This is a genomic window from Paenibacillus sp. N3/727 (assembly GCF_022637315.1).
Lineage (GTDB): Bacteria > Bacillota > Bacilli > Paenibacillales > Paenibacillaceae > Paenibacillus_AQ > Paenibacillus_AQ uliginis.
This window is the reverse complement of the sequence record NZ_CP093336.1, coordinates 5,323,539-5,350,108: the sequence shown is the minus strand read 5'-3', so window position 1 is coordinate 5,350,108 and position 26,570 is coordinate 5,323,539. Positions and strand designations below refer to the sequence as shown.

The window sequence follows — 26,570 nt, the reverse complement described above, 5'->3', positions numbered from 1 at the left end:
GTGGTCCTAATGGCTGGTAAAAAAACAATCAACACAAAAGCCCGCGTCAGCAATGCTCCGCGTTATGAGTTGGCAGAGCTTGCGGCACATGCCAAGGAGCTGTTTGAAGTCCGAGCAGAAGTGCTTGTGGGAGCCATGTATGGAGCAGCCGAAGAGCTGTTCACGGTAGCTGAGGTTAAACAAAAAATCGAACAATTTATGAAAGCGAAGGTGGTCTAATCATGGCAGGTGGAACATGGGAAAGCACGAATAAACCGGTATTGCCGGGGTTGTATATGAATTTTAAGGCGGCAGCCGCATCAGCGATTCAGGGGGGAAACCGCGGCACAGTCGTCGTACCGGTCAAAGCCAACTGGGGGCCGGTGCGTGAGTTTGTCGAAATCGGAAATGAGCATGCGATTGCCGAGTTGTTTTCCACGGACAGCATAGACGGGGCAACAGCCTATCAGTCACTGTATTTGGCCTTGCTCGGCGGTCCGAAAAAGCTGCTTGCTTACCGTTTGGCAGATAATACGGCGGATGCAGCATCTGTTACACTTCAGAACGCGGAAGCTACGCCGTCCGATGTGCTGCAGCTGCAGGCCAAATATCCGGGTAGCCGGGGTAATGGCTTCTCTGTCACAATTCAGCCGTCGCTTGGCGATCCGGCTGCTCGTGAGCTTCGCCTCTACGAGGGAGCCAAGCTGCTGAGTACCTACACAGGAGCTGACGGTTCCGCAGCGTCGATTGCTGCTCAGATTAATGAAGACAGTGTGAATGGTTGGGTAACGGCCAAGGTACTGGGTGATGGCGGCGTTCCCGCTGATGTCAGCGGTGCAGCGCTGTCCGGAGGACAGAGTGGTAACAGCGGAATTACCAATGCTGATTACATCGCGATGCAGGATGCGGTTGAAGGTCAGGACTTTGACGTGTTGGCTCTGGACTATGCTGCTGATATGGCTTTGCTGCAAAGCTTTGCTGCTTGGGTGAAACGCATCCGGAATGAAGGCCGTGGTGCTATGGCTGTCTTCGGAGGAAGCGCAGCTGATGATGTGTCTAAGGAAGCGGCCAATTTGGCGGCAGCCCGCTCAATGGCGCTAAACCATGAAGGGATTATCAACGTCGGTACTGGCGTGCGTCTGTCCGGTGTGGAATACAGCTCCGCGCAGACGGCTGCTTATGTGGCTGGCCTTATCGCGGGACAGCGGCTGAACCAATCCGCTACCTACGCGGTTACTCCTTTTGAAGATGTAACCCGTCGCTGGACGCGCTCCGAGCAGGAACAGGCTGTACGTAGTGGCGTTTTCCTGCTCTTTTTCGATGGACGCCAAGTTAAGACGTTGCGTGGAATCAATACGCTCGTCAATCCGGCAGAAGGCCAAAACAATGCATGGAAAAAGATCCGCTCTATCCGTGTCATGGATGCGATTAATGCGGATCTTCAGAATGCGGCGGAACAGACGTACATCGGCAAGGTGAACAATACAGAGGAAGGCCGACTTGCTCTGATCGGGGCCGTCAAGGAATATCTCGCCCAGTTGTCGCTGAGCAATGTTATTGAGCCTGACGGTTATGATGTCATTCTCGATCCTGCCTATTATGGCAATTCCGCCGTCAATAAGCCGGAGCCGGATCAGGTCTTCCTGCAGTGGAACGTGAAGCTGACCGATGTGATGGAGCAGCTGTTTGGTACTTTTTACGTGCAATAAAAATAATTAAAACTTTGAGGAGGAACAAAACATGTTGGATGCTTCAAGAGTCATTCTAGGAACGTATGGTCAAGCGTATATCGATGGGGTATGGCAGACGCATATTAACAAGCTGGAAGCCAGCGTAGAGTTGGAAAAACGGGAATTGAAGCTGGTCGGAAACGACTGGACGGTGCACAAAAACGGGAGTAAAAAAGGGACCGGCACAATAAGCGGTTATAAGGTTACTTCGGATATGATCTCACGTGGGTTCACGAAATTCGATATTATCTCCAAGCTGGACGATCCCGAATCTTACGGTCATGAGCGCGTTCGCCTGATCCGCTGCATGCCGGACAAAATCCAGCTGGCCAACTGGACAGCCGGAGAGGAAGTGCAGGAGGAAACTGCATTTACTTTTGAAGGCTATGAGCTGCTGGATCCGATTACAGCGGATTAATTGGCTGTGCGATACAGACGTTGGTGATGATCTTTTGTTGTAAAGGTCAGCCATCTGCTGCATGGTTCGTTCTAGCGAAATTGCCATAAGGAGCTGCTATGAATAATCCCCACGATGTGGGGATTTTGCGGCTGCTGATTTGGTTCACATACTCTATTCATTTTATTAACAAAGGAGATAAGAAGCATGAGCTTACACGAAAACTTGAGCGAAGAGAAAATTTTGGACAGTCTGTTTGAGGCAGCTGAGAAGCTGCCGGAGGAAACCGTGCGCATTAAGCGTCTGGACATGCAGATCGTTCTGCACGGACTGACTTCAAGCAGAGTTGATAGCATCCGTGAGCGCTGCACGGTCCGCCGGACGGTGAAGGGCGCGGTGGATGAAAAGGTGGATACCGAGACGTTTAACGCACTCCTCATTTCGGAAGCGACAGGCAACCTTTCTGTGAAGGGGCTGACGCTGAACGGCTGGGGTGATCCGCGGATTACGAGCCGCTTGAAGCTGTCGGGCGGGGAGCAAGCCGTTCGCCGTATGCTTCTGGCCGGGGAACTGGATGCTGTTGGCGATAAAGTGCTGGAACTGTCCGGTTTCGGGGTTGAGATTTCTGACCTAAAAAACTGATCAACTCCGGGGGAATGACGACGATGCTATATCATCTGTGGGTACGGCATCACCTTCGTCCCGGAGATTTTTGGTGTCTTCCGCGAGGTGAACGCCTGCTGTTGCTTGCTTTTTCCGAAATGGAAATGGATAGCATAGCAGGCCAGAATTAGATAACAAAGGAGGTGAATACATATGGCTGAAGCCATAAACTACCGCATGAATTTGGTCATTGACCCGAAAAATGTGATCAAGGCGAACCGCGAGCTGCGGGCGATGGAGCGTTATTTTGAACGGATTCAGGGGCGCGTCTTAAAAATCGGGAGAACCCGCATGGTGCCTGAAATTGTGCTGAAGGACAGCGCCTCGAAAGGACTGGATAGTCTGTATGAAAAATTCAACCGGGTGAAATCCCAGGTCATTCAGGCGTCTGCGAATGTGAACTTGAATGTGAAACAGCAGACAGCCGCCAATGTGAATCCGAATATACAGATGGACTTTTCTCCGATGGTCCAGGCGCTTCAGGCAAATACGGAAGCAGTGACTAATCTGACAAGTACGCTCGGATCACTGAAGCTTGGTGGGGATGCTAAAGAAGATAAGCCGAAAACAATGTGGGACAAGATAAAAGATGGGTTTGGTGCTGCAAAAACAGTAGGCGGCGGTGTGAAAAATGCAATGGAAATACCGGAAAAAATTCAGGCAATCCGTGATGCTTGGCAAGGAAAGACCGATAACAAATGTTGCTGCTGCAAAGGTGGTTTAGCCGGAATAGGTGGTATTGATATTGCACCTAAAGGATCGAAAAAGGGAAGTAGACGCTTCAAGAATAGAGGGAACAGAGCTAATACCCCAACGCCATCGATAGAGCTAGAGAAGCCAGCTACCAAGAAAGGTAGGTTTAGAAAAACCGCAGGCGCAGCAGGTGCTTTATTGGAAACCATCGGAGGGGCCGGTGAAGGGCTCATTGGTGGATTTCAAGGTTTCGGGAAATTGTTTGGTGGTAAAAGCGACAAAAGTGCTACAGCCCCAAGCGCGCCTAAAAATCTCGTTAAAAGCGACAAGAGTGATATAGCCTCGAGCGCTTCTAAAGTTGGAAAAAGCGCCAAAAGTGGTATATTCTCCAGCGCCGCTAAAGGTCTAGGCAAAAGGTTGCTGGGTCCGTTAGCTTTTGCCGCTGATGTCGCTTCCATTGCTTCTGCTGAGCCCGGTAAGGAGCGAGCTAAAGCTATAGGCTCTACTGTCGGAGGAGGTGCAGGCGCGGCGATCGGCGGCTTTATTGGGTCGATTATTCCTGGTGCAGGGACCTTCATTGGTTCTACTTTGGGAGGCGCCGCCGGTAGCTGGATTGGTGAAAAGGCAGGTGGTCTGATCTCAGATGTCGGTAGCTGGATTGGTGAAAAAGCAGGTGGCCTGATCTCGGGTGCTGGCAGCAAAATCAAAGAGGGTGCTTCTAAGGTTTCGGATTGGTTTTCCAGTAAATTCTCCTTCGGTAAAAAGAAGAATCCAGCCGAGGATATCGCCGAAGTACCGTCTAGCATAAGAAGGCCCACGACTCCCGCAGCTTCTCAGGCAATATCAAACGCACTTGCTTTAGCGAGACCTAGCACTCCTGCCTCTGCACCTGGCCCATTCATACCGGGACCCGTTCCGCCAACTGGCTTTGCCCCGGCACCTTATCCAGGACTAGTCAGCCCATACGGACCGATCCCTCCTGCAAGTATGGCTCCGTCTCTAAGTGGAGGGCCAAGAATGGGACCGGCAGCAAACGGTAACCCGAATGCCACAGGGAACAAAATGACGCCGCAGGTGGTTCAGATTAGTCCAGAGCAAATGACGGCCTTGTCAGGCTTTCTAAAGGATTTTAAGACGGAAACGACGATGAACTACAATCTGCCGCCGGGAGCGGTGCAGGTCACTGTGCATGAAGAGCATCCGGTGGATGTTGAAGGGCTGATTCTGCAAATCGGACAGCGCCTGAGAGCCGAATTTAACAAAGCAACGCAGAACCGGAAGCCGGCACCTAAGGCATATGCATGACCATCCAAATAGAAAGGAGGGAGACGGCGTGGAGTTTAGATTGATTGACGGAAAAGGTAAGAGATTTACTTTTCCAGTTAATCCAGAAGAGGTCACGATCTCACGGCAAAAAGGCTTTGATACGACCACTATTTTGTCGCGCGGGGAGTTCGATTTTCCACAGGGAAATAAGATTAAGGAAATTTCGTTTTCCTCTTTTTTTCCTAAGGAATACGACGAAGCTTTCTGCAAGGGAGGCAAGAAAAACCTGCCTAATCCGCAAACAGCCATGAATAAGCTGAATGATTTTTTGGCGTCGAAAACCCCACTGCGCTTTATTATCACCGAGACGGCGGTCAATGTACCTGTGTTCGTATCCTCCCATCAATCGATCTTTCGGGGCGGTGAGCCGGGGGATGTGTATTTTGACATTACGCTCCGTACCTGGAGTGAGTTGAAGGTTGCAAAAATAGGCGGAATCAAGGGAGCTGTAACGAATAAAAAGCCCCGGACAGACATGAAAGAAAAGAACAAAACCTATACCGTGAAGCCGGGTGACTCGCTCTCCAAAATCGCCAAACTGGAGCTGGGGGACAGCTCTAAATGGAATCAGATTTACAAGCTCAACCAGAAGATGATCGGTAAAAATCCGAACGCCATCAAGCCCGGCCAGAAGCTGGTGCTGTCATGAGTTACAAGGTGATTTTGCAGGACAAGTACGATTTGTCCCCCTTGGTGGAATCTATTAATCTGCGGGACTCGCTGGAGCAAACTGCCTATCAGGGAACTGTCAACCTGGTGGTGACGCCCGAGATGCCCCCTATTGAGCCGGGAATGGCGATTCGGATTAGCGGTATTCCTTACGGTAAAAAGGATTACGTTCCTCTGCTCCATCCAGCTGTTGTCTGGGAAGTGTCCACATCGAATAATGGGGTGAAGCGGATGACCTTGACGCTTTATGACCGAACAGTGTATCTGGATAAATCGGAGGATGAATATTTGTTCCCAGCTAAGCAGACCGCAACGCAGCGATTTAAAAAATATGCGGCTGACTGGGACCTGAAAATTGCCGTTTTGCCGGATACGGAAAAGAAGCTTGGCCGTTCCGTTTACCGGACGCAGTCGATTTATGCGAGCATGTTTGCCGATCTGCGCGAGACGGCTAAAGCCGGAGGGAAGCTGTACCATCCCCGGATGATCTCATCCGGACTTGAGCTGTACGAGCTTGGAAGTAATAAGGATGTGTATATCCTCGAGGCGCTAACGGATACAACGCAATCGCGGACACTTGAGGGTGCTGCTACCATGGTTAAGGTGCTGGCAACAGCGGCAAGCGAAACCGGAAAAGAAGTTCCTTCCAAAGTGCTAGCCATTGAGAAGAAGGATATTGAGAAGTACGGGCAACTGCAGGCGATTATTCAGGATGATGAGGTCAAATCAGGTGCGGCAGCCCGTCAGCTTGCAAAAAGCAAGCTCCGGGGCATTCAGGAGTCCATTTCTCTAAACGCCCCGGATATCAATACTATTCGAGCCGGAGATGCCGTCATGCTGGGCAAGATGAAGCTTATCGTGATTTCGGTCAGCCGAGAAATGGGCAATCCGGGAAGTATGTCGCTGGAGCTGGGGACATATGACGATGTAAAAAGGAGGTTTTATCTTGAATAAAGACCCCTATGGACAATTGGCGTCTTCCCTCTATGCTTCGTTCAACAAGCAGACGCGTCAAGCTTTGGGCGGAGTGGGAGCTGTGCTGGGCACCGTTACGTCGACCGGACTGAAGCTGGATGATTTCAAGCATGAGTTCCAGGATTATATGGTCGCGGAACTGCCTGGCTTGTTATCCCTGCCCCGTCGTACGGTTGTGGGAACTACAACCTGGGAGGGCAAGCAGCTGGACATGTTGTTTGATTTTGAAGAAAGTGAAGTAGAAGATACACGTCTTGAGCTTGGAAAAGGCTTAAAGCCCGGGGATCGCGTGTTGGCGGTTCGGGTTAATGGTGGCAATGACGTTGTTGTGGTATGCAAGGTGGTGAATGGTCATGGCTAGTTTATTTCCTGAGACGGATGACATGATGTGGACCGATGTGTCTGAGCCGGAGATGGTGGAGGGAAGCGGGGCTGTTTTCGGACGGAGCTGGCGCTATGATTTTGAAGTCGGTGAGTTCGTGATGTCCCCTACCCGTAAAGTTACGCCTGTGGATGAGAAGGAAGCCTGGGTGATCTGGTGTGAAAAAGCCATCCGTACCCCGCGTTATCGTCATCTGATTTATTCACGGGATTATGGCAGTGAGCTGGAGGAGCTGATCGGTAGCGACTACGACCATGCTTTGCAGGAAAGTGAGATCCGGCGCATGATTACCGAGACGCTGCTGGCGGATGCGCGCACGGAGAGCGTGGATCAATTTCTTTTTACTTGGGAAGGTGAAGCCTGCCGCTTCAGCTGCCAAGTTACAAGCATCCGGGATGAGACTGAAATTATAGAAAGTGTGGTGATCTAATGGCAGACTTGCCGCAATATTTGCAGGATCAGACGGAAGAAAATATTATGAACCGCATGCTGGATAAAGTGCCTTCGGATATTGACAAATCTGAAGGCTCTTTTATTTGGGATGCACAGGCGCCAGTGGCGTTTATGCTGTCCGAAGCGGCCCTCTGGGCGCAGGAGCTGCTGCGGCGGGGGTTTGCGAGTACAGCGGCGAGCGACAATCCAGATTTTCGTTCCGCTGAGCTGGACTTGAGGGCAGCTGAGCATGGAATCACAAGACGTGAGGCGGTTGCCTCGACGGGTAGTGTTGTATTTACAGGTAAGCCGGGCACAACGGTGCCTGCAGGAACTTATGTAGCTACACCTGCGGATGAAGGATCCGGGGAGTCCTCGGTAGAGTATGTAACAACAATGGCAGTTACGCTCAGTGACTCGGGCACAGGTACAGCACCCATCAAGGCGGTTACACCCGGCAAAAACGGCAACGTTCCCGCAGGCGTCATCCAGCTCATGTCGACATCGGTAAGTGGCGTAACGTCAGTCACGAATCCTGAACCAACCAAAAGCGGGACGGATATCGAGACAGATCAGTCGTTGCTAGAAAGATTTTATGCCAAGGTCCGTAGCCAGGGTACGAGCGGCAACAAAGCACAGTATATGCAGTGGGCCAATGAGATCGCCGGTGTTGGTGGAGTTGAGGTCGTTCCTTTATGGGGTGGACCCGGCACGGTAGGGTTGTATTTGTTAGACACGGACAAGCGTGCCGCGAGCAAGGATATCGTGGAAGCCGTCCAGCGGCATATCGATCCGTCTCAAGATGGACAGGGTGAAGGCGTTGCCCCGGCAGGTCCGGTGATCACCGTGATGCCTGCGAAGGAAATGGAGATTAACATCTCAGTTAAAGTGCAGCGCACTTTGGAACAACCTTCAACATTGGACGAAATCCGGCAGCTGATCGAGGAAGGCGTTCGTACCTACTTGCAGCAGATCGCTTTTAACCGGAAAGATCCTTTAGTTCGGTATACAAGGATTGCTGCCGTTCTGCTGGACATCCCGATTATTGTGGACTATGCAGATCTGACGATTAACGGTAACACCGAGCAGCAAAATATCGAAATTGGTCTGGGTCAAGTAGCGGTGTTGGGGACGGTGAGCGTTAGTGAATGATACCAAAATGAACAGCTTGCGTGGTCGCGAGCTGTTTTCTTATCTTCCGGCTTATTATGAAACTTCCCGCGTCATGCAATCGGATATGGATGCGAAGGGTAGCGAGCTGGATAGCTTTTATCAGGCTTTGAACTCAACTGTTGACCAGTTCTTTGTCCGCACGGCTATCTGGGGATTGGATCGCTGGGAGACTGAGCTAGGCATTCCCACGGATCGCACCAAGCCGATCGATCAGCGGCGGGCGGTGATTGAGTCCAAGCTGAGGGGAGCGGGAACTTTTACGGGGCGACTTGTTAAGAATGTTGCAGAAGCCTATGACGGCGGTACTGTCGACGTATCCTTTCAACCGCAGGAATGGGCCTTTACTATTACGTTCATAGATACGCTTGGGATTCCGCCGAATTTGGAAGATTTGAAGGCAGCGATTGAGGAGATTAAGCCAGCGCATCTGGAAGTGGTGTATGAATTCAATTACTTGCTCATTCGCGATATTCATGACGTGATGACTCTACTTGAGATGGAACAAACTCCATTAAATAAATTTGCAGGAGGTGTTTGAGTTGTCTAAAAACACACCGAATTTGGGATTACTGAAGAAAGATCCGATGGTGGATGGCAATGAGACTTTTAATATCAAGACGATGCTGAATGATAATTGGGATAAGATTGATGAGGCTGTGGGGAATGTTCGTGTGGAGATCCCGGATGCCAGTACGACACAGAAAGGGATTGTGCAGCTGTCTAATGCAATAGATAGTGAATCGGTAACGGAAGCGGCAACTCCAAAATCAGTTCTCGACGCTACAAAATATACAGATACAAAGATATCCTCAACCCGAAGTGAAATCCAAAAAGAGCTGTCTAATCTGAAAGCAAGTAAGGCTGATCTTGCTTCACCTGTATTCTCAGGTACACCGAAGGTAGGCACAGCTAATATAGTGACTTCATCAAATATATCTAGTTATGTTAAACCTCCCGAAAACTTTGATGGAAGAAGTGGAGAAATCACATTGACTGTCGGATCGGGAAAAATGTTTTCTACGATTCAACAAGCTATTGATAGTCTTCCTGCTTTTAGGGCATATAGTGTAACTATAAAACCAGATATCGGGACTTACTCCGGCTTTTCAATAAAAGATAAGCATGGTGGAGACATAGGTATTTATGCTGGATATGGCGTTAATATAACAATAAATTCAATTATTAAGATAGAAGATTGTTCAAGCAAAATATTTATTAACACAGTTACTGTAACGGAAAATGTACCCAGTGCAATGAGTATAGAAGGTTGCTCTTATGTCGGTATTAATAATTTGACTAAAAGAGGGAAAGAAGGTTTAGGTTTTTATATATATCGCACACAGAATGTATTTCTTTACAATTGTAATCTATCAAATTTAAATTCAGCAGTTAGGATTTCGGAGGGTGGCTTTTTATTTGTAGATAGTTGTACTGGCTCTGGAAACTATTGTGTCTACGACGTGTCATCAGCAATCGTTTTTGACAGTTCACCAAATCTCACGGGTTCACAAAGAATACTAAGACAATCCTATGGAGGGCGAGTTTTTTCCTGATAGTCAACCAACAGGGTGATTTTTGATGGGAATAGTTAAAATTGATGTTATAGGGATTAAAAAACTGATACTGAAGGAAAACGAAAAACTGATTAGGGATTACTAAGTAAACAGCACGCCGCATATATGTGAGCGTGTTTTTTTGTGTGCTATTGATTAAAGGGTACTCTATCATCCAGAGGTAATTCGAGGTTGGGTTCCCGATCACACGAAAGGAGCAAACTATGATCGTTCAACACATGTGTGACGTTCTGGCAAACAAACTGACGATCCACTTCCCAGACATCCCTCTCAGTTTCAGAGAGGATGATGGAGCAATACCCCAAGCTCCATGCTTTCAATCAGAGCTAGCACTAGCCGAACTTGTGCCGCTAGCGACAAACCGCTATGCGGCACGTTTTCGTTTCCGTATCTCTTATGTATCTTCGATTAGCAAGCCCGTGGCACTTATCATGGATAAGATGCTGGAGAGCTTGACCGTGCTTCAGGTAGAAGGCAAACCTTGCCGCGCTTCGGCAGTGGCTTGGGAGAGACCGGAAGATAAAACTCTATCCGAAAATGGATATTTTCGCGCAGAGTATGTCATCCAGATGGAATCAGATCAGGAAGAGACAGGCATTAAGATGCAAACATTGAAACAGGGAGGCGGATTAAAATGAGTAAAAAGGAAACAGTAGCAGCGTTTAACAAGCACCAGCTAGCACAATCCAATCAATTCAGTAATCGTGAGAAGGATGTGCTAAGCGCCATTCTTGAAGAGGGAAAAACATATACCGTAGCACAGACGAAGGAACAGCTTAAAACATTTTTGAAAAAGGAGGTCATCTAAATGGCCGGAGGAACATGGACAACACCAAACAAAGTAAGACCGGGAGTATACACCCACATTTCATCGCAAGAGCAGCCGATCGGGCGCGTAGGTGAGAGGGGGATTGCAGCGCTGGGCTTGTCTTTGCCGTGGGGTGAGCCGCAAAAGATGATCACAGTAACACCGGGCACAAACCTGTTTGAGGTACTGGGCTATGACATTTCTGCACCGCAACTTCTCGCTGTAAAGGAAGTTCTTAAACGTGCAGGCACGTTGCTACTTTACCGCTTGAATAGCGGGACTCAGGCAACTGGTACGACTGCAGGGCTTAAGGTAACTGCACGCTATGGCGGTGAACGCGGAAACGATATCCAAATCGTAATCGAGAATGCTGTGGATGAAACCGGCAAGTTCGTGGTCAGCACCTTGCTGAACGGCAAAGTCGTCAACAAGCAGCTTGTGTCCAGTGCGCAGGATCTAAAGCCGAATCTGTATGTGGAATTCGCACCTGAAACAGGTGATTTGGCGGCAACGGCGGGATTTTCTCTGACTGGTGGCGCGAATGGAACGGTGACGAATCAAGAGCATGTGGATTTTTTGGCAGCTTTGGAAGTACAGGATTTCCAGACCGTCGGATTGCTTTCTTCGGATGCAACGCTGAAATCACTATATACCGCATTCAGTAAACGTCTTCGCGAGCAGGAAGGCAAAAAGGTACAAGCTGTGCTCTCCGATTATCCGGTTGCGGATTACGAAGGCATTATCAGCGTGAAGAACGGTGTTATTTTGACTGATGGAACCGTGATTGACAAAGTAAAGGCCGTTGCCTGGGTTACTGGAGCGACAGCTGCGGCAGCCGTCAACGAATCGCTTACGTATGCGGCTTATGATGAAGCGGTGGATACCGATATTCGTATGAGCCATACAGAGATTGAAGCGGCACTCACCAACGGGGAGTTCCTTTTTAGCTACAGCGGAGGAAAAGCCGTGGTCGAGCAGGATATAAACTCCTTTACATCGATTGAGCCGGCGAAGGCGCGTCATTTTTCCAAAAACCGAGTGGTCCGCGTGCTGGATGGCATTGCGAATGATCTCAAGCTCCTTTTTGAGAAGTCCTATATCGGCAAGGTAGACAACAATGTGGATGGCCGTACTTTGTTCTGGGCAGAATGCGCTGCGTACTTTACTTCCCTGCAACATATTGGTGCGATCCAGAATTTTAACGCCAACGAGGATATTGTGGTGACACCTGGCTCAGAAGGTGACGTGCTGTTTGTGGATATTAAGGTACAGCCAGTGGATGCAATTGAAAAAGTATATATGAAAGTGAAGGTGGTCTAAGATGGCATTTTTGCGGGCAAGTGACACGATTTCTGGACAAGAGGGTAAAGCATTCGTCAAAATCGGCGAGCGTATGGAGGAAATGTTCTACATTAAAACCTTGGAAGCTACGGTGGAAAAAGAAAAAGCAGAGCTGAAAATGATGGGGCAGCGTGCGGTTCAGCATAAAGCCATTGGCTGGAAGGGCAGCGGCACCATGACCATTTATTATGTGACTTCGCTCTTCCGTGAGCTGATGATGGAATACATTCAGTCCGGCAAGGACGCGTATTTCATGATCGAAGTACGCAACGAAGATCCGGGTTCGTCAGCAGGGCGCCAGACCGTTATTTTGGAAGGTGTGAACCTGGACAGTGTTATTATGGCTTCCCTTGATACGGAAGCGGAGGCGCTGGAAGAAGAAGTGGCCTTCACTTTCGAAAATGTGCGGATCGAGACGCCGTTCAGTGCATTGTCTTAGTTGGTAAACCTTGAATAAACAAATGTGTAAAGAAAGATGAGGAGGAAGTTAAATGAGTGATTTTAGTATGTTTTTTGCAGGTCAGTCGTCTGCGGAGATCACGGAGCAATTCGTGGTCTCTGTTCGTTTTAAGGATGCGGAGGGAAGCCCGGTACCTTGGAAGCTGCGTAGTATCACGGAGGAAGAGAACCAAGAATGCCGTAAAGCTGCGACACGTAAGGTGAAGGGTAAGAACGGGGTGTTTACGCCGGAGATTGACCCGAATGACTACATGGCGAAGCTGATGATAGCAAGCGTCATTTACCCGGATTTGAAAAATAGCGATCTTCAAAAATCTTACGGTGTGCTGGGCGCCGAATCCCTTCTCCGTAAAATGCTGCTGCCTGGCGAATTCGCTGCGCTCGGTGAACGTGTACAGGCGCTCAACGGCTTCGACCGAGACATGAACGACTTGGTGGACGAAGTAAAAAACTAATTAAAGAGGGCGATGGTGACGCGAACTACGCGTATTATGCCCTCCATGAACTGCATATCCTCCCTCATCAACTCATGGCGATGACGGCTCGGGAACGGGCCGCCATCTATGCCATGATCTCGTTGCGAGTGGAGAAGGAAAAGCAGGAGCGGATTCGCAAGCGGAGGTAGATTTGAAATGAAGGGGGTGATGGAATGGCTAATATGCAGCAAACACTTGTCGCTCCAAAGATACTGAAGAACGTAAGCCTTTGGGACAGACTTGTTTTTGATCAGATGTTTAATGCGGCGTTAGGTTTTGAGAAAACAACCCAAAAAATTAACCAGGCTGCGGGGGCTCAAGAAAATTTAAATAATGAAGTTACAGAGGGAGCAGAGGAGACAAACAAGCTAAAAAATGCACTTGGAATGCTAAACAAAGCTTATAGTGCTGTGAAGTTCATAGCCAATGTTTCCGTAGTACCAGCAGCCGAGCAACAAGCTCTTGAAGACTTATTTAAAATTAAGGTAGGTAATCCGGAAGTCGGAACAGCGATGTTTGAGAAATTCAAGCAGGATGCTCTGAAATCAGGAATGGATGTCAATGAGTCTCTTAACAATGCTCTTTCTTTTATGTCAGTGACAAAAAACTCTGATCAGATATCAGAGCTTAATGGGTTTGCTGATCGATTAAGCAAGCTTACATCAGGTGACAAGAGCTCTGGAGATGCGACGGCAGCGATTATGAGTGCAATGCAGGGGGACACAAGTTCACTAGCCAAAGAGTTTAATATTCCTGAAGCAAATATCAAACAATTCTCAGCAGAGATCGCGGCTTCTAAAGGGAACTTTGATACCTTCGTAGCATCGATGGATGGTCTTCTGCAGAAATCAGGGATAACGCAGGAAGCCTTGTCGACCATGATGGATTCTCCGGTCAACAAATGGCAGCAGCTACTTGGAAACGTGAATAATGCCTTTGTTTCGATTGGCAGCGGTGCACTGGAGTCGCTCGTTCCTATTATGGATATGATTAATGGCGCTTTTGAGTCAGGGGCGCTTGATCCGTTTATTAACGCGTTGTCGATGGGACTATCGTTACTAGCTCAAGGTTTTCTTTGGCTTGCTGAGGCAGTGCCTCCGGCATGGGAGTTTATTAAAGGAGTCATTATGGGAGTCGGGGATGCTATTTGGAATCTCATTACAATTTTTATGGGATTACTTCCGGTTATTATCTTTGTTGGTGTAATGCTGGCCGTTTTGAATGCTGCATTTCTGTGGGGGAAGATGGTTGCTTATGGTTATGCCGCAGCTCAAGCAGTTATGAGAACAGCAACTAGTTTAACTTCTGGAGCAATGAAAATTCTCAACATGGTTATGAAAGCCAACCCCATTATGTGGTTTATTTCTGCAATTATTGCAATTATCGCAGCCTTTGGCGCTTGGAAAGTTGTCACTATGGGCTTAAAGCAGGTATTCAGTAACGCATTCGGTTTTATTATGGATGTCGCTGAAACTGCAGTTAATTTCGTGATCGGAATGATTAACGGCCTAATTAAAGGGGTCAACGCGGTATCCGGATTTTTCGCTAATCTGCTTGGGATCGAATCAAAACAGATTGCCGAGATTGAGTTCCGGGCTGATTACTCCAAAATTAAGGAGAAGGGACAGGATTTCATTGAAGACTTCTCCATGGATGACTTAACGAAAAAGTTCATGCCGGATAAGAAACCGGATCCGTCGGAAGATATCCTTAATGATTGGAATAAGAATCAAACAGGGCCGGATGTTTCCTACCCTAAAACAACTCCGGGCGTTGTACCATCTAACGTTCCGATGTCTAGCGCTCCAATGCCTAGTGCCCCAATGCCTAAAGCACCTGTACCTGTATCTCCGACGGGAGGCAGCATTGATTCCATCGGACAAGTAGACAATTCGGTTGACGTTGCGAGTGAGGACCTTAAAGTCATGCGGGATTTGGCTGAAGTCAATGCGATCAGCAACATGATCACGTTAACGCCAACCGTGCAAATGACGACAGGGGATATTAACTCTGGTGCGGATCTGGATACGATCATGTCCAGAATTAACCGAACGCTTGAAGAGCAGTTTGTATCCAGTGCGGAGGGGGTTTATTTGTAGCATGAGTGAATATGGATTATTCCTGAGCTTTAACAATCAGGAGGAAGTGTTTCGTTTTCCGGTTAATCCGGAGAAAATTAACGTCAAGGACAGCGGTGACAGCAAATCGTATACGGTGGCAGGTCTTGGAGAAATCAATGCGATTCTGTATCCGAAATTGACGGAAATATCTTTTAACAGCTTTTTTCCGGGCCGGATGTATCCCTTTGTTCATTTAGACTCAAATGGCGAACTCAAACTTCCAATTGATTATGTGAACAAGATCAAGGAATGGATGGAGAGCAGGAAACCTGTCCGCTTCGTTCTGACCGGCTTGGTCCCGGATCCGCTGAGCGGCACGGATAAAGGTAATGTAGTGCGGGGTATGAAAACTTTTGGCATCAATATGGCTGCTTCCATTGAAAGCTTTGATTGGAACACAGCTTCCGGTTCGCCGGAGGATATAGAATTTTCAATCACATTAAAGCGTTATGTTTTTTATGGAGCTCGTAAGGTTGTACCTGTAAAAGGGAAATTATCAACTTCAGTGAAGAAGATTAGCAGACCCGATGATCGAAAAAAACCGACCTCCTATACGGTAGCCAAGGGCGATTCCTTGTGGAGTATTGCTCAAAAGCTTCTCGGCAGCGGTTCACGTCATGCGGAGATTCAGAAGCTGAATGGCATCAAGGACCATGAGGTTCGTAAGCTTGCTGTGGGCCGGGTTCTTAAGATTCCGTAAGGGGGTGTTCTCATGATCGAGATTATGCTGGATCGAAAAAATGGAAGCGTGTGGGATCTGGGACAAGTTGTCACGGATATTACATGGAAGACAAGTCGTCAGGCTAAGCCGGCGAGTTTGGACATGACATTTGTAAATGATGGACTGGCACAGAGTAAAAAGTTTGATGTGGCAAACGGCGATATTGTGCGTTTTCGCAAGGACAACAAGGATTTGTTCTATGGATACGTCTTCTCAAAAGAATGGGGAGCCGATGCCCAGGTGAAGCTGATGGCTTATGATCAAGTTCGATACCTATCAAGCAATGAAACGTACCGTTTCGAGAATGTTAAGGTGGAGGACATCATTCGCAAAATTGCCAAGGATTACAATCTGAAAACGGGGAATCTAGCGGATACCAATCATACGATACCCTCCATGCTGCAAGACAATAAAAAGCTGATTGATACGATTTCCAAAGGGCTCGATGCTACGCTGATCGCCACCGGGCAGTATTACATGTTTTACGATCAGTTCGGAGAGCTGACGCTAAAAAACATCAATGAAATGCTGCTTATGCTGGCCATCGGAGAAGACAGCCTGATGACGGATTTTTCGTACAAAAAGAGTATCGACAATGAGACGTACAACCGGATCAAGGTCGTTCGGGACAACAAGGAGACCGGAAAGCGGGATGTGTACCTTTATCAGCATGGGCAGAATATCGCTCAGTGGGGGCTTCTTTCTCTGTATGAAGTGGCAGACGAAAACATGAACCCTGCACAGTTAAAAGAACTCGCTAAAAACTTGCTGGAGCTGAAAAACAGGGAGGAACAGACACTGTCGGTTGAGGCTATTGGGGACTTGCGAGTCCGTGCCGGAAATACGATTTACGTTAATCTTCCCGGTGAAGGTTTAAAACCGTATCTGATCGATGAGTGCACGCATAAGTTTTCCAATGACACCCATACGATGTCGTTGAATATGAAGGTGGTGTAACGATTGATGCTGGATATTATTAAAAAAGCGAGCCTGAGCGCCGTAGGCAGCACGAACCCAATGGCGGTGCTCTATGGCATCGTAACTTCTCAAAATCCTCTTGAGGTGAACGTGGACCAGCGTTTCAGCCTGACGGAGGATTTTTTAGTTGTTGGGGAGTCCATGACGGAGTACAAGCTGAACATCGGCAGTGAAGAATATGTGATCCGTGAAGGTTTAAAAACAGGTGATACAGTACTGTTGGTCCGTTATCAGGGCGGGCAGACGTATCTTGTGCTGGATCGGCTGGTGAAGCCATCATGATTCCGCAGGGAGGAACGCTTTTGCCGGAAAGTGAGATTTCAGAATACGTAGATCAGCCCAGTCTGACGTATCGATTGAATCTGGAAGAAGGAACAATATCAGGGCAAGTTGATGGGCTTTTGGCGATCAAACAGGCAGTAGTTAAAATACTTCAGACCCGCCGTTTTGAACATTTAATCTATAGCAGTGACTATGGGCAAGAGTTGGATGCTGTCATTGGCCGTGATCCGTTATGGGCATATGCCGAAATTGAACGTCACATTAAGGAAGCGCTGCTGCAAGATGACCGGATTTTGTCAGTGGATGATATGAATATTGCATTTGCGGGTGAGCAGGCAATGGCTGAGTTTACAGTCCGCAGTGTGTATGGAGCTTTTGATATGAAAAAGGAGGTGAGGAAGGATGGTTGAGGAGCAGACCTATGAGGTGATTTTGGAACGGATGCTGGAGCGGATTCCGGATCAGATCGACAAGAGAGAGGGGAGCATTATTTTTGATGCGTTAGCTCCGTCCGCTGCCGAATTGGCACAAATGTATGTGGAGCTGGAAAACTCCATGAATCTGAAGTTTGCTGCAACCGCGTCGGGAGAATATTTGGACCGCAGCATTGCCTGGTCTGGAATTGTCCGAAAGCAGGCCACCAAGGCACAATTGCTCGGGCTGTTTTCCGGACAGAATGCTGTTCCAATGGATGTACCGCTTGGCAGCCGGTTTTCACTGGATCCTTTTAACTACAAAGTGATCAAGAGGGTCGAGACCGGACAGTATGTTCTGGAGTGTGAGAGCACAGGAAAGGAAGGCAATCGTCGTTTTGGTACCCTTCTGCCGCTAGATTACATCAATGGACTTGTGAAAGCCGAGCTTTCGGAATTGTGGGTACCTGGTGAAGATACCGAGTTGGATGAAGCTTTATATGATCGTTATCGTGAAAAGATTTCCCGTCCTGTAACGAGCGCTAACCGGAACCAGTACGAGCTGTGGGCAAGGGAGAATTCAGGGGTGGGAAAGGCGAAGGCTTTTCCGCTGTGGAATGGACCAGGCACAGTTAAGGTTGTTTTGCTGAACAATGATATGAGGTCGCCCACGGTATCGGTTGTGGAGGCAGTTCAGAAGTATGTAGATCCGACTCAAGATGGGATGGGTGAGGGAGCTGCCCCGGTCGGTTCCGTTGTCACAATAGTAGGAGCTACAGAAGTTCCAATTAATATTGACGTCAAGGTAACCCTGCTAGAAGGAGCAGGCATGGACGGTATTCAAGGACAACTTGAGGAGGCAGTACGAAAATACCTTAAGGACTTAGCTATGGTCGACCCGTTGGTACGGTATAACCGGATTGCCAATGTGGTGCTGGATATGCCACAGGTAATTGACTATGAAAAGCTGACTGTGAATGGTGGCGAAGAGAGTATCCTGATTGAGCCGGAGGCCGTAGCTGTGCTAGGGACGGTGACGGTGACATGAGCAAAGCAGAGGCATGGTTAAGTTATCTGCCGTCTTATTACCAAGAGATTACGGAGATGAAATCGATTGCTTCAGCGAAGGGTGTTGAACTGGACATATTGGCTGGTCGCCTTAAGGATATGCTGGATCAGCACTACCCGGAGACGGCAACGTGGACACTATCGAGATATGAACAGGACTTGAGTATTCCTACGAATCTTTCCAAGCCAGTAGAGCAGCGGCGCTCTGTGATCATCTCGAAAATGAGGGGCAGCGGCAAGGTGTCTGGCAGCATGTTGAAGAATGTGGCGCAGGCTTTTGAACGCGGGAGTATCGATGTCACAGTTCAGCCGGCAGAATATAAGATTACCATTCGGTTCATGGATACGCTGGGCATTCCTCCAAATCTTGAAGACCTTAAATCTGCCATGGAGGACATCAAGCCAGCGCACTTGGCTGTTGAATACGCACTGCGTTATCTCACGATAGAAGAGGTAGAGGACATGACAATTCTTCAGACCGAGTCGACAACGCAAGATAGATTTTTAGGAGGAGGAAGAGTATAGTGGGAAATCCTAAAACGCCGAATATTGGATTAAACAAAATTGACCGCACTTCACCAGCCACCACTTATTTTGATTTGGAAAAATATATTGATCAGAACGCTGATTCCATAGATCAGTTTGCTGGGAAAGTGAACGAAGCATTAACAGGCGTTACAGACATATCGCAACGTTTTGATGTAGAAAAACATAAAGAAGTCGTACTCAACGCAGGGATGAAAATCCTTAACGCGGAACGGAGTGCGACTTTTTCTTTAGGCGGAATTAAGGGGCGGACGTTGGTTAATCTGCTCGGTCGGGACGGAGATTGCGAGGACATATCCAAATGGGGAGCCGCCCGAGCTGTTTCCACGTTGGACGCGGCTAATAAAGTTTCCGGAAGCAACTCGATAAAACTAACGTTAAGTGCTGAAAACACTGTCGGTAATATTTACAAATCTGTACCTGTGACAGTCGGGAAACAGTACATTTTTGTTGGAGAGTTGAAGAATGGGAACGCGACGAATGTTCGTATCGAAATCTTTGATAAATCAGGAAAAATAAATTTAGCGCCATCTGCATCCATCACCGACACGTCAAAATTTAGTACGGCTTATTCCAAGTTTACCGCAACCGAGGACGAATTTACGTTAAGCGCAACAGTTTACGGTTACGCAGGGAATTATGCGTTTATCGACGGTCTTCGATTCTATGAAATCTCAGCAGCCGAATACGCCGCAATCGACAGCATGACACCGGAACAAGTCGCTGCAGAATATCCATACGTTGACAGCGTTCAACCTGTACGTAATCCTTACGCGATCCGTTACGGTGAGAATCTGCTGCCGCCGTTTTATGAGTGGGAATTGCGAACAACTGATACAGTTAAAGGTCCATACAAACTTAGTAAAACTGTTACAGCACAGTATCAAGCAACCGTCTCTCCAAAAATCCGCGTTGTTCGCGGTCAGACATACACGCTTTCTACGACAAGAAGTGGTCGAATGGTATTGGGTGAGTATAAAGAAGATGGTACCGTAATTGGGTATCCAATAGCAGAAACAACAGACAATAGCGGATTCTTTTCACAATCATATACTGTCGACGCAAAAACAGACTATATAATAGTGCAATTATCTAATGTGGCTACCTCGGGTACATTTTCTTTCGAGAATCCTATGCTAACAATCGGCTCCACTCCGAAACCGTTCAAACAACGAGAAGACGCCATGCTTGCGCTGCAAACGGACTTATACGCTCATCAGGTTACAGGCGAAAATGCAGACGAAGTTTTCGATAAGGACGGGCAGTATTTCAAGCTGGCGAAGTGGAAAAAAGTTGTGCTAAATGACACTTTTCCTTATGTCTACTTTAGAGCAGGTTCAGGCTACAAGACGATATGGGCCGAAATTACAAGTCAAGGTATTTCTCAGTCACAGAACATGATGAAGTTTGACGGGAAAATACTAGCTAACGATAGTGCAACAAGCGCAGCAGATACTTGTCATTTACATTCTAATCAAAAAACACTATACGTCGCTATCTCTAACGTAGACAGTGGATGGGGCGACAACTACACGCCGACAGCTGATGAGATTAAAGCGTATTTTTTGGGATGGAAGATGTGCGATGGTACAGAAGGGACGAACTGGACAACACCTTATAATAGAACAGACGGACTTAATAAATGCTGGGGAAAAATATACAGCGGCACTGGAACAAATGGGACTGGACAGTTAGCTGGGGTTGTTATGGAAGGCAGAACATGGACTCTTCCAACTGTAATTAACGACATGGGTTATACGCCTTACGAACTTGTATATCAACTCGCAAAACCTACAGTCGAGCCTATCGAATCCGAGGGTATTTTGACGTTTAACGAAGGTAACAATCAGGTCGAGGTAGGCACGGGGATTATAGTACGTGAGATCGTGGAGCCCACTTTTGACACAGGAAATTGGTATATCAACAACGATCCTCTTGTTTATCCTACTGGTGGTGATTCTCGATTAAAGAAAAGAGCGGCTGATATAGTAGGAGTCTATGCAGATAATAAGAAAACATTTTGGTCATATGATAGGGCTGCTAGTTCCCACGGTACAGTCAGAGCCTATACAGGTGCTGATGGTAAAGGTAGTAGTGATTATGATCCACAAGTAACTTATTCCGTCACATACCTGATGCTCAACAAGTCGCCTATCGTTCCATTCACCGGATCATATGCAACTAACGAAAAGGCAATACTGCAAGACATGGTGGACGTTAATAAACGTATTAGCAATGTTGAGGTAGCTTTACAAGCTGGTTATACTGTTGTAACTGATGAATATGGGTCGCACGGTCTAAGAGTTAATGATGGGAATTTAGAGTATTATAACGGATCAGACTGGATAAGGATCGTTATAGATAACCCGTTTCCACAAAGGGTGCATTTACATGTAGATAATATTAATGGTAATGATAACAATGATGGACTAACCGAGGCAAAAGCATTTAAAACAATTAAACATGCAGTAAGCCGAGCTGTTAAGTATTACAGGGATATTGTATGGATACATTGTGCAACAACAGTTAATGAAAAAATTGAACTTAGAAACATAACAAATTTAAATGGACTTTCTATTTATGGGAAAAAATATAATGAAAGCGGTGGATTAGCATATCCAATGGCAAAAACACCTCAGATTACTATCACTGGATGTACATCCAGTATTAATGTATCTTACTTTGAAGTGGATAGAAATTTAGATGGTTACGAATACGGTATCACAGAAATAGAAAGGAACTCTCTTGTTTTTGTCGGCCATATTCGTAATAAAAATTCAAGTGGCAATCCAGCTTTTAGAATTACGTCCACGACGTATACAGGAATGAGCAACTGTGAGATATCTAATCGAGGAACAGTGATTGAAGCATATTATGGATCGGGGACGGTATACTCATACAATTTTATTGGTACGAATAATTCCGTAGGATTGAAAGCTAGACAAGGCTCAACGATTTTAAAAGAAGGTACACAGGCAAGTGCGGTAACAGCCGAGCAAACAGATTCGGGAGGAGTTATAAAATGAGAAAATTATCATTTAATCAAGATATTTATGAGGCTGAGCGTATTGTTAAAACTGACACGGACATCATTGGCTACAACGGTAAAAATGAAATATTCGCGTTTCGCGGCATATCAGATTTTAGCATTTTTGAGTTAGACGGCGAATTTGACATAGAAAATGACGAATTGGTGGCACTTCGTGCGGATAACGAAAAATTAAAGACACAGTTAGCCGAAGCACAAGCCGCAACACTGGAACTGCATGAAAGCCAAGCGATGCAAGATGCTAAGATAACAGAGGCAAACAACGCAACATTTGAATTATACGAATTGATTGCACAAGGAGGCACTGTATGATGGCAGAGGTAGTTATTAAGTATATTCATCGAGTTTATGCAACGGTGATTATTGATAGTGGACGGACATATAACAGTGTGATGGAGCGAGATAAACCAAGTGTAAAGCTTGCTTTGGAGGAAAAGGGCTATAACGTAGATGAGGCTGGGGAGATTTACCCGATCTAAACGCAAACGGTATAACAAACATGCTTTCAATTGGGAGTGTGTTTTTTTATACCCCCGGTTATCCGGGGGCTTCTTTTATAGATAGGGGGAAATTGAATGGAGCAATCCGAAGGGTGAGAACAGTGCCTAAAACTGATTATAGCTTTGTAACAGAAATCCGGATGCGGCTTGCTCTTATTGAAGAAACACTAAAGCGACCTTTAAGTGCTTTGGCTGCAACATTAGATAATGTTTAAGAAACAGCTAGGACGCGAAGCGCAAAGCAGAAGAAGCACTGAGAATCTTTGATAAGAAAGCTGATGCTAGAAATGAGTTTAATTTAGCACCTTTTATGGTGTGTCGTTTACAGGATCTATTTAAGAGATATTTAGGCCGTATGGATTGTAATAAGTTATCAGCAATAAATAAACATGATTTCAGAACTTATTGATCCGCGTTTGTTTATCGTCGTGTCAGCGTGTTGGGTTATCGGCTTCATCTTAAAGAAAACTCCAAAGGTACCTGATTGGAGTATCGTGTACATTGTCGTTGTGCTGGCTGTGGCATTAACAATGGGTCTGATTGGATGGAGTGTTGAGGCGTTGATCCAAGGCATACTTGCTGGAGCATTTTCGGTTTTTGGTCATCAGGCTGTAAAGCAAGCCAAGAATGGAGTTAACAGCCAGTGAGCAGAAAATCTCGCAAAAGTACAAGTTAAGTGATGCTTCAGACTACACAATAAACTAGCTTCTGAATTGGAGTTCGGCATACCCGGGCTCTTTTATTTTTCTCACACTTATCATTTTTTTAAGAGAAACAGCTGCTTAAACTTGAAATTCAATTACGATAATCTACAGCATTAAAGCTCAAGTTTTGGTCACTTAATGTAACTCAGCTATCTGACTGAGACAATTTTAACCCCATCATTGCGTTTCTATCAAATTAATCCTTTATCTCTACCCAATTTAAAAAATCCCATCAACCAAAGGAGGAAAGTATATGTATGAGCACATCGGTCAGTTGTTTAAGATGCTTATGGCGGGCACGGGGGCCGTGACCGGGTATTTCTGGGGCGGTTGGTCGCTGCTGCTTCATCTGCTGTCATGGTTTGTCATTATCGACTGGCTGACCGGATGGGCGGCGGCTTGGATGAACGGAGAACTCCGGAGCCGGATCGGCTATATCGGAATTGCTAGAAAGATGACCATCTTTCTTATTATCGCGATTACTCACCTCATCGATCAGGTACTTGGAGAGATGAACTATTTTCAAAATACGGTGACATTCTTCTATTTGGCCAATGAACTCTTGTCTATTATTGAGAACGTCGGGCGAATGGGGGTTCCTATCCCGCAATCGCTGCGTAAAGTAGTAGGAGTCTTCCAAACGAAATCAGAGGAAGAGAACAACATTGAACGAAAGGAGGAAAATAAAGATGAAGCCTCATGAATTTATAGCCAAGCTTGCACCTATTGCAGTAGAGGACATGCGTCGCTACGGCGTTCCGGCCTCTTTAACCATCGCTCAGGCTATTTTGGAGTCCAATTGGGGCAAAAGCGGCCTGACGCAAAAAGCCAACAACCTGTTTGGTATCAAAGGTACAGGTCCCGCCGGTAGTGTAACGATGCCTACGGTCGAATACAAAGGACAGACGCGTTATACAACGAACGCCCAATTTCGAAAATATAATTCCTGGAGTGAATCGGTAGAAGACCATACCCGTCTGATTCTGAATGGGACGCGTGACAAGCCGAAACGGTATCACGGCGTACTATGGGCTGAATATAAAACAGCTGCCACAGCGATATGGAAGGGCGGGTATGCAACCGACCCAAGCTATCCGCAAAAACTTATTTCTATTATAGAGAAGTATGATCTTAACCAATATGATCTGCAAGGACAAGTAAAGGAGGAGGATATTGTGAAAATCGAAGCGTTGACTGCCGAAGTACAAAAACTGAAGGAGCAGGTACGTCTTCTGACGGACAACCAGGCTGCACAAACGAAGATTGTGGAGAAACAGGAGTCTCAAATCAATCAGCTGCAAAATACGGTGAAGTCATTACAGAATCTCCATACTTCCGAATCTGTACCGAGCTGGGCGGAGCCTGCGCTGCAAGCTGCCATAAAAGCCGGCGTGATACAAGGCAAAGAAGGCAGTTATGATTTCTACCGGGCGATGACCGTTCTTTACCGACTCGGCCTGTTGGACGGCACTAAATGAAGTTAATCGTTCCAATTAAAGTTCCTTATTTTCGTTTCCATGCTGTGATGCCTTATAATGTATGAAATAAACGCGAAGTTGAATGAAAGAAACAGATAAATAGGAGTGAGCAGCATGGAAACGACCAAATTGAAGGAGCTTAGAGAACACCGGCAATACCCGGAGAAGACGAAGGTGGATGCTTCCCGGGCAGTGTATGAGCGGGATTATTCCCGGCTGATTCATTCCCCAACATTTCGGCGCCTACAGGGAAAATCCCAAGTATTCGGGGCCGGAACAGGAGACTATTACCGTACCCGGCTCACTCACTCTCTGGAAGTAGCCCAGATCGCCCGCGAAGCGGCACGAAGCCTTGCTCGCTCATATCCGGAAGTGCTTCCGGAAGCCGCTGATAATGCCGGACTTATTATCGATTCCGAGGTCGTAGAGTGCGCTTCGATTGTGCATGATTTCGGTCATCCTCCATTCGGCCACAAGGGCGAGGAAGTACTGCAAGGCATTTTGGAACGGTTGATCGACCAAAAGACGGAAGAGGAACTAACACGATTGCCAGGCATTCCTACACCGGAGCAGGCTGCGAACATTCAGCAGTCCATACGCCAGAAATATGAGCATTTTGAAGGCAACGCGCACAATTTCCGCCTGATCATGTTTTTGGAAAAAAGAGAAGACGTGAACGGTCTCAACCTGTCCGACGCGGTGCTGCTTGGCATTAACAAATATCCGTTTTCCGGTCTTGTGAATCCCAAGGGCATGTACCGTCATGAATGGGAATACATCTCCCAGATCCGCCAGGAATGGGGCGTTCCGGAAGGGAAAAAGACGCTGGAAGCTCAGCTTATGGATCTCTGCGACGATATTGCGTACTCGGCACACGATTTGGAGGACGGGATCAAAGCCGGCAAAATTGAGGTTCACGAGCACTTTCTTCGCGACAGCCATCTCAACCGTCTCATTGTGGAGAAAATTATGACCTTGGAGGACGAAGTCTGGAAGGGCTGGACCAAGGAGCAAGTGGAACCCAAGGTGGTACAAGTGCTGGATTATTTTTTACGGATATGGAAAGAGAAAATGCCGGTGTGCGAGAACGATTATTCCCGAACACGCCGTGAGGTGAAAGCCTATTGGGTCAGCCTGTTTGTTGGCAGTCTGGGCGTCATTCCGGACGGAGACTGGAAAAAGGTAACCTTTGTGAAAGATGGCGTAGAGGATGAAGATATGCTGCGCACCGTGAGTGTGCTAAAAAGCTTTGCCTGGGTAACCATGATTAGTGATCTGCGGGTCCAGCGCCTGCAAAAACGCAGTGAATGGGTGATTAAGCGGTTGTGGGACGCATTCCTAGATCCGATCGCCTCCAAAGCCATTATCCCGTCCGATTGGCTCAACCGGTATGAAGCAGACCAGAAAAGGCCCAATCCCATTTGGACTTGGGAACACATGGTTATCGATTATATTGCCGGGATGACCGATGCCTACGCGGAGAAGATCTATAATGAATTATATGGACTTAAGGTAGGCTCCATTTATGATCTGGATTAGTGCAGAGGACAACGGGGAAAAGGAGAATCCATGAGCGGGATTAGATGAAGTGTACTGGATCTTGTCTCGCGATTCGGAAACTAAACCAACGATGA

General features: G+C 47.1%; 31 protein-coding genes. All 31 read left to right on the top strand.

The window, feature by feature from the left end; translation table 11 throughout:
* The first annotated feature begins 9 nt into the window (after positions 1-9).
* The 31 genes from MNQ98_RS24915 (at position 10) to MNQ98_RS24765 (ending at position 26,475) form a co-directional block, all read left to right on the top strand.
* Positions 10-219: a YqzN/YkzM domain-containing protein gene (locus tag MNQ98_RS24915; protein WP_241930641.1), complete on the top strand. Its 210-nt coding sequence runs from the start codon at positions 10-12 to the stop codon at positions 217-219.
* Positions 220-221: 2 nt separating this feature from the next.
* Complete coding sequence (locus MNQ98_RS24910) at positions 222-1,688, top strand: phage tail sheath family protein (RefSeq protein ID WP_241930640.1); 1,467 nt, start codon at positions 222-224, stop codon at positions 1,686-1,688.
* Positions 1,689-1,719: 31 nt separating this feature from the next.
* The gene (locus tag MNQ98_RS24905; protein ID WP_208917901.1) at positions 1,720-2,127 is read left to right on the top strand and encodes a phage tail tube protein; all 408 of its coding nucleotides are present in this window, start codon (positions 1,720-1,722) and stop codon (positions 2,125-2,127) included.
* Between the two features lie 186 nt (positions 2,128-2,313).
* Entirely contained in the window at positions 2,314-2,748 is a 435-nt protein-coding gene (locus MNQ98_RS24900; protein ID WP_241930639.1) for a phage tail assembly chaperone, read from the top strand.
* A 174-nt stretch (positions 2,749-2,922) separates the two neighbouring features.
* Complete coding sequence (locus MNQ98_RS24895; protein WP_241930638.1) at positions 2,923-4,767, top strand: hypothetical protein; 1,845 nt, start codon at positions 2,923-2,925, stop codon at positions 4,765-4,767.
* A 28-nt stretch (positions 4,768-4,795) separates the two neighbouring features.
* Complete coding sequence (locus MNQ98_RS24890; protein WP_241930637.1) at positions 4,796-5,437, top strand: LysM peptidoglycan-binding domain-containing protein; 642 nt, start codon at positions 4,796-4,798, stop codon at positions 5,435-5,437.
* Positions 5,434-6,411, top strand: a complete 978-nt coding sequence (locus tag MNQ98_RS24885; protein ID WP_241930636.1) for an XkdQ/YqbQ family protein — start codon at positions 5,434-5,436, stop codon at positions 6,409-6,411. The genes MNQ98_RS24890 and MNQ98_RS24885 overlap by 4 nt, the downstream gene beginning before the upstream one ends.
* Complete coding sequence (locus MNQ98_RS24880) at positions 6,404-6,793, top strand: hypothetical protein (RefSeq protein WP_241930635.1); 390 nt, start codon at positions 6,404-6,406, stop codon at positions 6,791-6,793. The genes MNQ98_RS24885 and MNQ98_RS24880 overlap by 8 nt, the downstream gene beginning before the upstream one ends.
* On the top strand, positions 6,786-7,244 hold the full coding sequence (locus tag MNQ98_RS24875; RefSeq protein WP_241930634.1) for a DUF2634 domain-containing protein: 459 nt from the start codon (positions 6,786-6,788) through the stop codon (positions 7,242-7,244). Before MNQ98_RS24880 ends, MNQ98_RS24875 begins: the two co-directional genes overlap by 8 nt.
* Positions 7,244-8,398, top strand: a complete 1,155-nt coding sequence (locus tag MNQ98_RS24870) for a baseplate J/gp47 family protein (protein ID WP_241930633.1) — start codon at positions 7,244-7,246, stop codon at positions 8,396-8,398. The genes MNQ98_RS24875 and MNQ98_RS24870 overlap by 1 nt, the downstream gene beginning before the upstream one ends.
* Positions 8,399-8,405: 7 nt before the next feature.
* Positions 8,406-8,957, top strand: a complete 552-nt coding sequence (locus MNQ98_RS24865; RefSeq protein ID WP_241934034.1) for a YmfQ family protein — start codon at positions 8,406-8,408, stop codon at positions 8,955-8,957.
* A 1-nt stretch (position 8,958) separates the two neighbouring features.
* Positions 8,959-9,972, top strand: a complete 1,014-nt coding sequence (locus MNQ98_RS24860; RefSeq protein WP_241930632.1) for a tail fiber protein — start codon at positions 8,959-8,961, stop codon at positions 9,970-9,972.
* A 224-nt stretch (positions 9,973-10,196) separates the two neighbouring features.
* Positions 10,197-10,631 carry a phage tail terminator family protein gene (locus MNQ98_RS24855; protein ID WP_241930631.1) on the top strand — a complete coding sequence of 145 codons (435 nt, stop codon included), beginning with the start codon at positions 10,197-10,199 and terminating at the stop codon, positions 10,629-10,631.
* On the top strand, positions 10,628-10,801 hold the full coding sequence (locus MNQ98_RS24850; RefSeq protein ID WP_241930630.1) for a hypothetical protein: 174 nt from the start codon (positions 10,628-10,630) through the stop codon (positions 10,799-10,801). The genes MNQ98_RS24855 and MNQ98_RS24850 overlap by 4 nt, the downstream gene beginning before the upstream one ends.
* On the top strand, positions 10,802-12,121 hold the full coding sequence (locus MNQ98_RS24845; RefSeq protein WP_241930629.1) for a phage tail sheath family protein: 1,320 nt from the start codon (positions 10,802-10,804) through the stop codon (positions 12,119-12,121).
* 1 nt (position 12,122) lies between these two features.
* Positions 12,123-12,581, top strand: coding sequence for a phage tail tube protein (locus MNQ98_RS24840; protein WP_208917914.1), 459 nt, complete (start codon positions 12,123-12,125; stop codon positions 12,579-12,581).
* A gap of 52 nt (positions 12,582-12,633) precedes the next feature.
* Positions 12,634-13,056, top strand: a complete 423-nt coding sequence (locus MNQ98_RS24835) for a phage tail assembly chaperone (RefSeq protein ID WP_208917915.1) — start codon at positions 12,634-12,636, stop codon at positions 13,054-13,056.
* A 194-nt stretch (positions 13,057-13,250) separates the two neighbouring features.
* Positions 13,251-15,176 (top strand): phage tail tape measure protein, encoded by a 1,926-nt coding sequence (locus MNQ98_RS24830; RefSeq protein WP_241930628.1) that lies wholly within the window; start codon positions 13,251-13,253, stop codon positions 15,174-15,176.
* A gap of 1 nt (position 15,177) precedes the next feature.
* A complete protein-coding gene (locus MNQ98_RS24825) occupies positions 15,178-15,897 on the top strand; it encodes a LysM peptidoglycan-binding domain-containing protein (protein WP_241930627.1) in 720 nt (239 codons plus the stop codon).
* A gap of 12 nt (positions 15,898-15,909) precedes the next feature.
* Positions 15,910-16,875 (top strand): XkdQ/YqbQ family protein, encoded by a 966-nt coding sequence (locus tag MNQ98_RS24820; RefSeq protein ID WP_241930626.1) that lies wholly within the window; start codon positions 15,910-15,912, stop codon positions 16,873-16,875.
* A gap of 6 nt (positions 16,876-16,881) precedes the next feature.
* Positions 16,882-17,178 carry a DUF2577 domain-containing protein gene (locus MNQ98_RS24815; protein WP_241930625.1) on the top strand — a complete coding sequence of 99 codons (297 nt, stop codon included), beginning with the start codon at positions 16,882-16,884 and terminating at the stop codon, positions 17,176-17,178.
* Complete coding sequence (locus MNQ98_RS24810; RefSeq protein ID WP_241930624.1) at positions 17,175-17,588, top strand: DUF2634 domain-containing protein; 414 nt, start codon at positions 17,175-17,177, stop codon at positions 17,586-17,588. Before MNQ98_RS24815 ends, MNQ98_RS24810 begins: the two co-directional genes overlap by 4 nt.
* Positions 17,581-18,639 (top strand): baseplate J/gp47 family protein, encoded by a 1,059-nt coding sequence (locus tag MNQ98_RS24805; protein WP_241930623.1) that lies wholly within the window; start codon positions 17,581-17,583, stop codon positions 18,637-18,639. Before MNQ98_RS24810 ends, MNQ98_RS24805 begins: the two co-directional genes overlap by 8 nt.
* On the top strand, positions 18,636-19,184 hold the full coding sequence (locus MNQ98_RS24800; protein ID WP_241930622.1) for a YmfQ family protein: 549 nt from the start codon (positions 18,636-18,638) through the stop codon (positions 19,182-19,184). Before MNQ98_RS24805 ends, MNQ98_RS24800 begins: the two co-directional genes overlap by 4 nt.
* Entirely contained in the window at positions 19,184-22,231 is a 3,048-nt protein-coding gene (locus MNQ98_RS24795) for a hypothetical protein (protein ID WP_241930621.1), read from the top strand. The genes MNQ98_RS24800 and MNQ98_RS24795 overlap by 1 nt, the downstream gene beginning before the upstream one ends.
* Positions 22,228-22,566, top strand: coding sequence for a hypothetical protein (locus tag MNQ98_RS24790; protein ID WP_241930620.1), 339 nt, complete (start codon positions 22,228-22,230; stop codon positions 22,564-22,566). The genes MNQ98_RS24795 and MNQ98_RS24790 overlap by 4 nt, the downstream gene beginning before the upstream one ends.
* Positions 22,563-22,733, top strand: a complete 171-nt coding sequence (locus tag MNQ98_RS24785; protein ID WP_241930619.1) for a hypothetical protein — start codon at positions 22,563-22,565, stop codon at positions 22,731-22,733. Before MNQ98_RS24790 ends, MNQ98_RS24785 begins: the two co-directional genes overlap by 4 nt.
* A 410-nt stretch (positions 22,734-23,143) precedes the next feature.
* Entirely contained in the window at positions 23,144-23,401 is a 258-nt protein-coding gene (locus MNQ98_RS24780) for a phage holin family protein (RefSeq protein ID WP_241930618.1), read from the top strand.
* Positions 23,402-23,711: 310 nt separating this feature from the next.
* Entirely contained in the window at positions 23,712-24,161 is a 450-nt protein-coding gene (locus MNQ98_RS24775; RefSeq protein WP_241930617.1) for a phage holin family protein, read from the top strand.
* Positions 24,148-24,936 (top strand): glycoside hydrolase family 73 protein, encoded by a 789-nt coding sequence (locus MNQ98_RS24770; protein ID WP_241930616.1) that lies wholly within the window; start codon positions 24,148-24,150, stop codon positions 24,934-24,936. Before MNQ98_RS24775 ends, MNQ98_RS24770 begins: the two co-directional genes overlap by 14 nt.
* A 114-nt stretch (positions 24,937-25,050) precedes the next feature.
* On the top strand, positions 25,051-26,475 hold the full coding sequence (locus tag MNQ98_RS24765) for a deoxyguanosinetriphosphate triphosphohydrolase family protein (RefSeq protein WP_241930615.1): 1,425 nt from the start codon (positions 25,051-25,053) through the stop codon (positions 26,473-26,475).
* Positions 26,476-26,570 lie beyond the last annotated feature (95 nt).

Excerpts from the sequence above, each read along its gene's own strand:
- MNQ98_RS24915 (WP_241930641.1), top strand. The coding sequence starts at position 10 with ATGGCTGGTAAAAAAACAATCAACACAAAAGCCCGCGTCAGCAATGCT.
- MNQ98_RS24910 (WP_241930640.1), top strand. The coding sequence starts at position 222 with ATGGCAGGTGGAACATGGGAAAGCACGAATAAACCGGTATTGCCGGGG.
- MNQ98_RS24905 (WP_208917901.1), top strand. The coding sequence starts at position 1,720 with ATGTTGGATGCTTCAAGAGTCATTCTAGGAACGTATGGTCAAGCGTAT.
- MNQ98_RS24900 (WP_241930639.1), top strand. The coding sequence starts at position 2,314 with ATGAGCTTACACGAAAACTTGAGCGAAGAGAAAATTTTGGACAGTCTG.
- MNQ98_RS24895 (WP_241930638.1), top strand. The coding sequence starts at position 2,923 with ATGGCTGAAGCCATAAACTACCGCATGAATTTGGTCATTGACCCGAAA.
- MNQ98_RS24885 (WP_241930636.1), top strand. The coding sequence starts at position 5,434 with ATGAGTTACAAGGTGATTTTGCAGGACAAGTACGATTTGTCCCCCTTG.
- MNQ98_RS24875 (WP_241930634.1), top strand. The coding sequence starts at position 6,786 with ATGGCTAGTTTATTTCCTGAGACGGATGACATGATGTGGACCGATGTG.
- MNQ98_RS24870 (WP_241930633.1), top strand. The coding sequence starts at position 7,244 with ATGGCAGACTTGCCGCAATATTTGCAGGATCAGACGGAAGAAAATATT.
- MNQ98_RS24865 (WP_241934034.1), top strand. The coding sequence starts at position 8,406 with ATGAACAGCTTGCGTGGTCGCGAGCTGTTTTCTTATCTTCCGGCTTAT.
- MNQ98_RS24855 (WP_241930631.1), top strand. The coding sequence starts at position 10,197 with ATGATCGTTCAACACATGTGTGACGTTCTGGCAAACAAACTGACGATC.
- MNQ98_RS24850 (WP_241930630.1), top strand. The coding sequence starts at position 10,628 with ATGAGTAAAAAGGAAACAGTAGCAGCGTTTAACAAGCACCAGCTAGCA.
- MNQ98_RS24845 (WP_241930629.1), top strand. The coding sequence starts at position 10,802 with ATGGCCGGAGGAACATGGACAACACCAAACAAAGTAAGACCGGGAGTA.
- MNQ98_RS24840 (WP_208917914.1), top strand. The coding sequence starts at position 12,123 with ATGGCATTTTTGCGGGCAAGTGACACGATTTCTGGACAAGAGGGTAAA.
- MNQ98_RS24835 (WP_208917915.1), top strand. The coding sequence starts at position 12,634 with ATGAGTGATTTTAGTATGTTTTTTGCAGGTCAGTCGTCTGCGGAGATC.
- MNQ98_RS24830 (WP_241930628.1), top strand. The coding sequence starts at position 13,251 with ATGGCTAATATGCAGCAAACACTTGTCGCTCCAAAGATACTGAAGAAC.
- MNQ98_RS24825 (WP_241930627.1), top strand. The coding sequence starts at position 15,178 with ATGAGTGAATATGGATTATTCCTGAGCTTTAACAATCAGGAGGAAGTG.
- MNQ98_RS24820 (WP_241930626.1), top strand. The coding sequence starts at position 15,910 with ATGATCGAGATTATGCTGGATCGAAAAAATGGAAGCGTGTGGGATCTG.
- MNQ98_RS24815 (WP_241930625.1), top strand. The coding sequence starts at position 16,882 with ATGCTGGATATTATTAAAAAAGCGAGCCTGAGCGCCGTAGGCAGCACG.
- MNQ98_RS24810 (WP_241930624.1), top strand. The coding sequence starts at position 17,175 with ATGATTCCGCAGGGAGGAACGCTTTTGCCGGAAAGTGAGATTTCAGAA.
- MNQ98_RS24805 (WP_241930623.1), top strand. The coding sequence starts at position 17,581 with ATGGTTGAGGAGCAGACCTATGAGGTGATTTTGGAACGGATGCTGGAG.
- MNQ98_RS24800 (WP_241930622.1), top strand. The coding sequence starts at position 18,636 with ATGAGCAAAGCAGAGGCATGGTTAAGTTATCTGCCGTCTTATTACCAA.
- MNQ98_RS24790 (WP_241930620.1), top strand. The coding sequence starts at position 22,228 with ATGAGAAAATTATCATTTAATCAAGATATTTATGAGGCTGAGCGTATT.
- MNQ98_RS24785 (WP_241930619.1), top strand. The coding sequence starts at position 22,563 with ATGATGGCAGAGGTAGTTATTAAGTATATTCATCGAGTTTATGCAACG.
- MNQ98_RS24780 (WP_241930618.1), top strand. The coding sequence starts at position 23,144 with ATGATTTCAGAACTTATTGATCCGCGTTTGTTTATCGTCGTGTCAGCG.
- MNQ98_RS24775 (WP_241930617.1), top strand. The coding sequence starts at position 23,712 with ATGTATGAGCACATCGGTCAGTTGTTTAAGATGCTTATGGCGGGCACG.
- MNQ98_RS24770 (WP_241930616.1), top strand. The coding sequence starts at position 24,148 with ATGAAGCCTCATGAATTTATAGCCAAGCTTGCACCTATTGCAGTAGAG.
- MNQ98_RS24765 (WP_241930615.1), top strand. The coding sequence starts at position 25,051 with ATGGAAACGACCAAATTGAAGGAGCTTAGAGAACACCGGCAATACCCG.